Source organism: Pseudomonas sp. UBA6699 (assembly GCF_002454615.1).
In the GTDB taxonomy this organism is placed as follows: Bacteria; Pseudomonadota; Gammaproteobacteria; order Pseudomonadales; family Pseudomonadaceae; genus Aquipseudomonas; species Aquipseudomonas juntendi.
Map to the genome: position 1 here is coordinate 1 of NZ_DKJF01000019.1, position 6,353 is coordinate 6,353.

Below are 6,353 nucleotides of genomic sequence, written 5' to 3' on the forward strand. Positions count from 1 at the left end.
GGGCTCGCCGGCAGCGCCAGCGCGGCCAGCCTGGCCCGGCGTGGCTGGCAGGTGACCGTGCTGGAACGCCATGCCGCCGCCGCGCAGGAAGCCTCGGGCAACCCGCAGGGGGTGCTGTACCTCAAGCTGTCCGCCCATGGCACGGCGTTGTCGCAGCTGATCCTGTCCGGCTTCGGCTACACCCGGCGCCAGCTCGAACGCCTGCAACGGGGCCAGGACTGGGATGCCTGCGGCGTGCTGCAACTGGCGTTCGACGCCAAGGAAGCCGAGCGCCAGGGCAAACTGGCTGGCGCGTTCGACCACGGCCTGCTGCACGCGCTGCAACGTACCGAGGCCGAAGCCGTCGCCGGCGTCGCCCTGCCGGCTGGCGGGCTGTTCTACCCCGAAGGCGGCTGGGTCCACCCGCCTGCCCTGTGCCAGCAGCAGTTGCAGCACCCTGGTATCCGGCTGGTGACCCACCAGGAAGTCATCGAGCTGCGGAAAGTGGCTGACCAGTGGCAAGCCTGGGCCGGCGAGCGCCTGCTGGCCAGCGCGCCGGTGGTGATTCTGGCCGCAGCCGCCGAGGTCCGCCGCTTCGACGCCTGTGCCGGGTTGCCGCTCAAGCGCATCCGCGGCCAGATCACCCGCTTGCCGGCCACCGTCGGCAGCCGCGCACTGCGCACCGTGGTGTGCGCCGAGGGCTACGTGGCACCGCCGCGTGGTGATGAACATACCTTGGGCGCGAGCTTTGATTTCAACAGTGACAACCTGGCGCCGACGGTGGCCGAACACCAGGGCAACCTGGCGTTGCTGGACGAGATATCGACCGACCTGGCACAACGCCTGGGCGTGGCAACGCTGAACCCTGAGCACCTGCAAGGGCGGGCCGCATTCCGCTGCACCAGCCCGGATTACCTACCGATTGTCGGGCCGCTGGCCGATGCACAGGCGTTTGCCGACACCTACGCGGTACTGGCGCGTGATGCGCGACAGGTGCCGCAAGCCCCTTGCCCCTGGCTGGGCGGGCTGTATGTGAACAGCGGGCATGGCTCGCGCGGGTTGATCACCGCGCCGTTGAGTGGGGAACTGCTAGCGGCGTGGGTGTGCGGGGAGCCGCTGCCGGTGCCTCAAGGGGTGGCGCAGGCTTGCCATCCTAACCGGTTTGCCCTGCGCAGGCTGATACGGGGCAAGTGATGGAACCGGGGGCTGCGGTGCAGCCCAATCGCGACACCGGGCCGTTCCGGCAAGGCAAAACCGGTGTCGCAATTGGGCAGAAAAGCGTCGCAGGCCGCAGCCGCATATAACAGATTGTTCTAAAACTCTCATAAAGCACATGGGTCAGTTCCTTAAGGTGCCCTAATCCGGGGCATCACCTCCCCAACGGAAAAACCGGTAAGGACTTATGTGCGGATTAGCAGGAGAGTTACGTTTCACCCCCATCGGCCAAGCGCCACGCCCAGCCGACCTGGCTGCGGTAGAGCGCATTACCCATCACCTGGCGCCACGCGGCCCGGATGCCTGGGGCTTCCATAGCCAGGGCCCCATAGCCCTCGGCCACCGCCGCCTGAAAATCATGGACCTGTCCGACGGCTCGGCGCAGCCCATGGTCGACAACACCCTGGGCCTGTCCCTGGCGTTCAACGGTGCCATCTACAATTTCCCCGAGTTGCGCCAGGAGCTGCAGGCCCTGGGCTACCAGTTCTGGTCGGACGGCGACACCGAAGTGCTGCTCAAGGGCTACCACGCCTGGGGTGCGGCGCTACTGCCGAAACTCAACGGCATGTTCGCCCTGGCCATCTGGGAACGCGATAACCAACGCCTGTTCCTGGCCCGCGACCGCCTGGGCGTCAAGCCGCTGTACCTGTCACGCAACGGCGAGCGGCTGCGTTTTGCCTCGACCCTGCCAGCGCTGCTCAAGGGCGGCGACATCGACCCGATGCTCGACCCGGTGGCGCTCAACCACTACCTCAACTTCCATGCCGTGGTGCCGGCACCGCGCACCTTGCTGGCGAACGTGCAAAAGCTGGAACCCGGCACCTGGATGCGTATCGACCGCCACGGCGAAATCGAGCGCCAGACCTGGTGGCAACTGCAATACGGGCCCAACGCCGATGAGCGTGAGCTGGACCTGGAAGGCTGGACCACCCGCGTACTGGACGCGACCCGCGAAGCCGTGGCCATCCGCCAGCGTGCCGCCGTGGACGTGGGCGTGCTGCTGTCCGGCGGTGTCGACTCCAGCCTGCTGGTCGGCCTGCTGCGCGAAGTCGGTGTGGACGACCTGTCGACCTTCTCCATCGGCTTTGAAGATGCCGGCGGCGAGCGCGGCGACGAGTTCCAGTACTCCGACCTGATCGCCAGGCACTACGGCACGCGCCACCACCAGTTGCGCATTGCCGAGCACGAAATCATCGACCAGCTGCCTGCCGCCTTCCGCGCCATGAGCGAGCCGATGGTCAGCCACGACTGCATCGCCTTCTACCTGCTGTCGCGGGAAGTGGCCAAGCATTGCAAGGGCGTGCAAAGCGGCCAGGGCGCCGACGAACTGTTCGCCGGCTACCACTGGTACCCGCAGGTGGACGGCGCCGACGATGCCTACGCGGCATACCGCAACGCCTTCTTCGACCGCAGCCACGACGAGTACCGCGATACCGTACAGGCGCCATGGTTGCTGGATACCGATGCCGCTGGCGATTTCGTGCGCGAGCATTTCGCGCGCCCCGGCGCGCCGCAGGCGGTGGACAAGGCCTTGCGCCTGGACAGCACCGTGATGCTGGTCGACGACCCCGTCAAACGGGTCGACAACATGACCATGGCCTGGGGCCTGGAAGCACGCACCCCGTTCCTCGACTACCGCCTGGTAGAGCTGTCGGCACGCGTTCCGGCGCGCTTCAAGCTGCCAGACGGCGGTAAACAGGTGCTCAAGCAAGCCGCACGGCGGGTGATCCCGCATGAAGTGATCGACCGCAAGAAGGGCTACTTCCCGGTACCGGGCCTGAAGCACCTGGAAGGCGCCACACTGGGTTGGGTACGCGAGCTGCTGACCGACCCCAGCCAGGACCGTGGGCTGTTCAACCCAGCCATGCTCGACCGCCTGCTTAGCAACCCGCACGGCCAATTGACGCCACTGCGCGGTTCCAAGCTGTGGCAACTGGCAGCATTGAACCTGTGGCTGAGCGAACAAGGACTCTGACCGATGAAACCCCACGAAATCGCCTACGGTCAGCGCCTGCTGCGTGGCCAGGCGCCGTCCTACGAGCGCCTGCAGGCGCGCCTGGCCGGCGACGGCAGCCAGCCCCACCAACAGCCGCGTGCCGTGCACTGCGGCTGGGGCCGGCTGCTGATTGGCCACACCTATGCCGAGCCGGCCGACCTGGCCGACGACCTGTTGGGCGAATGCCCAGGCGAACGCGATATCGCGCTGTATGTGGCAGCACCACAGCAGGTGCTGGCGCAGGCGCCACAACAGTTGTTCCTCGACCCATCCGACACCCTGCGCCTGTGGTTCACCGATTACCGGCCAGCCCAGCGGGTATTCCGCGGCTTTCGCGTGCGGCGGGCGCAGAACCCGGCTGACTGGCAGGCCATCAACACCTTGTATCAGGTGCGCGGGATGCTGCCGGTCGATGCCGACTTGCTCACCCCTCGGCACCTGGGCGGCCCGGTCTACTGGCTGGCTGAAGACGAAGACAGCGGCGCGGTGATCGGCAGCGTCATGGGCCTGAACCATGCCAAGGCTTTCGATGACCCCGAGAACGGCAGCAGCCTGTGGTGCCTGGCAGTCGACCCGCACTGCACCCGCCCCGGCGTGGGTGAAGTGCTGGTGCGCCACCTCATCGAGCACTTCATGAGCCGTGGCCTGGCCTATCTCGACCTGTCGGTGCTGCACGACAACCGCCAGGCCAAGCGCCTGTACCAGAAGCTCGGCTTTCGCAACCTGCCCACCTTCGCCGTCAAGCGCAAGAACGGCATCAACGAGCAACTGTTCCTCGGCCCCGGCCCACAGGCCGACCTCAACCCCTATGCACGCATCATCGTCGACGAGGCATTGCGCCGCGGCATCGAGGTACAGGTGGATGACGCCGCCGGCGGGCTGTTCACCCTCAGCCTGGGCGGCCGGCGCATCCGCTGCCGAGAGTCGCTCAGCGACCTGACCAGCGCCGTGACCATGACCCTGTGCCAGGACAAGCGCCTGACCCAGCATGCCCTGCGCACTGCCGGGCTGCAGGTGCCGGCGCAACAATTGGCCGGTAATGCCGACGATAACCTGGCCTTTCTCGACGAGCATGGCGCGGTGGTGGTCAAGCCCGTTGACGGCGAACAAGGCCAGGGCGTAGCGGTAAACCTGACCTGCATCGACGACGTGACCCAGGCGGTCGGCCATGCCCGCCAGTTCGATAGCCGGGTGTTGCTGGAAAGCTTCCATGCCGGCCTCGACCTGCGCATCGTGGTGATCGGCTATGAAGTGGTGGCGGCCGCCGTTCGCCACCCGGCCCAGGTGCTGGGTGACGGCAAGCACAGTGTGCGCCAGTTGATCGAGGCCCAAAGCCGTCGTCGCCAGGCCGCTACGGCGGGTGAAAGCCGTATCCCGCTGGATGAAGAAACCGAACGTACCCTGCGCGCTGCTGGCGTGGGTTACGACGACGTGCTGCCACCCGGCCAGCGCCTGGCCGTGCGGCGCACCGCCAACCTGCACACCGGCGGCACCCTGGAAGACGTTACCGCCCGCCTGCACCCGGTGCTGGCCGACGCAGCCGTGCGCGCTGCGCGGGCGCTGGAAATACCGGTGGTCGGGCTGGACTTCATGGTGCGTGATGCCGAACAGCCCGAGTACGTGATCATCGAAGCCAACGAGCGCGCCGGCTTGGCAAACCACGAACCGCAGCCAACGGCCGAGCGTTTCATCGACCTGCTGTTCCCGCATAGCCGGCCTTTGGCGTAAACCAGTGCCGGGCTCTTCGCGGGTTCACTCGCGAAAAGGCCGGCACAGGAGCAAGGAGTATTCAACCATGTCCGAGCGACATCCCGAACCCGATCTCGAATACCTCAAGCGCGTGCTGCTGGAGATGCTGGCCATCCCCAGCCCGACCGGTTTCACCGACACCATCGTGCGCTACGTGGCCGAACGCCTGGACGAACTGGGCATCCCCTTCGAGCTGACCCGTCGCGGCACCATTCGCGCGACCTTGAAGGGCCGGCAAACCTCGCCCGACCGCGCCGTATCCGCGCACCTCGATACCATCGGCGCCAGCGTGCGCCAACTGCAGGACAACGGCCGGCTGGCCCTGGCGCCGGTTGGCTGCTGGTCCAGCCGCTTCGCCGAGGGCAGCAGGGTCAGTGTGTTCACCGACACCGGCGTGTTCCGCGGCAGCGTACTGCCGCTGATGGCCAGTGGGCACGCCTTCAATACCGCCATCGACCAGATGCCGGTGAGCTGGGAACACGTGGAAGTCCGCCTGGACGCCTATTGCGCCACCCGCGCCGATTGCGAGGCGCTGGGGGTGAGCATTGGTGACTTCGTGGCCTTCGACCCACTGCCCGAGTTCACAGACAGCGGCCACATCAGCGCCCGTCACCTGGATGACAAGGCCGGTGTCGCGGCGCTGCTCACCGCGCTCAAGGCAGTGGTGGAGAGCGGCCAACAACCGCTGATCGACTGCCACCCGCTGTTCACCATTACCGAGGAAACCGGGTCGGGCGCAGCGGGTGCCCTGCCTTGGGACGTCAGCGAGTTCGTCGGTATCGACATTGCGCCGGTGGCGCCGGGGCAAGCCTCCAGCGAGCACGCCGTGAGCGTGGCCATGCAGGACTCGTCGGGCCCCTACGATTACCACCTGTCGCGGCACTTGCTGAAACTGGCCGGCGACCACGACCTGCCCGTACGCCGCGACCTGTTCCGCTACTACTTCAGTGACGCCCATTCGGCGGTAACGGCCGGACACGACATTCGCACCGCGCTGGTGGCGTTCGGCTGCGATGCCACCCACGGCTATGAGCGGACGCACATCGACAGCCTGGCGGCCCTGAGCCAGTTGTTGTCGGCGTACCTGCTCAGCCCGCCGGTGTTTGCCAGCGATTCACAGCCGGCCAATGCCTCGCTGGAGCGCTTCAGCCACCAGCTGGAACACGATGCGCAGATGGAGAGCGACACGCGCGTGCCGGCGGTCGACAGCCTGGTCGGTAACAAGGGCTGAGGCCTTGGGGCCGCTTTGCGAACCATCGTCGGCAAGCCAACTCCCACGGGGATCGCATCAGGGCAGACAGGTGTTTGCCACAAGGTATGCAGCGCCTATTAGAGCGAGCGCCGCCCGCGCGGCGCATCGCGAGCTGAGCTCGCTCCTACGTTTGTTTCGGGCCAGTAACCCCTGTGCCAGATG

The 6,353-nt window shown here is 66.7% G+C and carries 4 protein-coding genes; all 4 read left to right on the forward strand.

The genetic code is table 11. The annotated features are described in order from the left end of the window. Window positions 1-1,173 (forward strand): bifunctional tRNA (5-methylaminomethyl-2-thiouridine)(34)-methyltransferase MnmD/FAD-dependent 5-carboxymethylaminomethyl-2-thiouridine(34) oxidoreductase MnmC (mnmC, locus tag B3361_RS03480; RefSeq protein WP_286920112.1); only part of this gene is annotated, 1,173 nt, incomplete at its 5' end. A 208-nt stretch (window positions 1,174-1,381) separates the two neighbouring features. Continuing rightward, a complete protein-coding gene (locus B3361_RS03485) occupies window positions 1,382-3,169 on the forward strand; it encodes an N-acetylglutaminylglutamine amidotransferase (protein WP_029887244.1) in 1,788 nt (595 codons plus the stop codon). Between the two features lie 3 nt (window positions 3,170-3,172). After that, window positions 3,173-4,918, forward strand: coding sequence for an N-acetylglutaminylglutamine synthetase (ngg, locus tag B3361_RS03490; protein WP_009682070.1), 1,746 nt, complete (start codon window positions 3,173-3,175; stop codon window positions 4,916-4,918). 67 nt (window positions 4,919-4,985) lie between these two features. Beyond that, complete coding sequence (locus B3361_RS03495; RefSeq protein WP_009682071.1) at window positions 4,986-6,170, forward strand: osmoprotectant NAGGN system M42 family peptidase; 1,185 nt, start codon at window positions 4,986-4,988, stop codon at window positions 6,168-6,170. The last annotated feature ends 183 nt before the right edge of the window (window positions 6,171-6,353 follow it).

Excerpts from the sequence above, each read along its gene's own strand:
- B3361_RS03485 (WP_029887244.1), top strand. The coding sequence starts at position 1,382 with ATGTGCGGATTAGCAGGAGAGTTACGTTTCACCCCCATCGGCCAAGCG.
- ngg (WP_009682070.1), top strand. The coding sequence starts at position 3,173 with ATGAAACCCCACGAAATCGCCTACGGTCAGCGCCTGCTGCGTGGCCAG.
- B3361_RS03495 (WP_009682071.1), top strand. The coding sequence starts at position 4,986 with ATGTCCGAGCGACATCCCGAACCCGATCTCGAATACCTCAAGCGCGTG.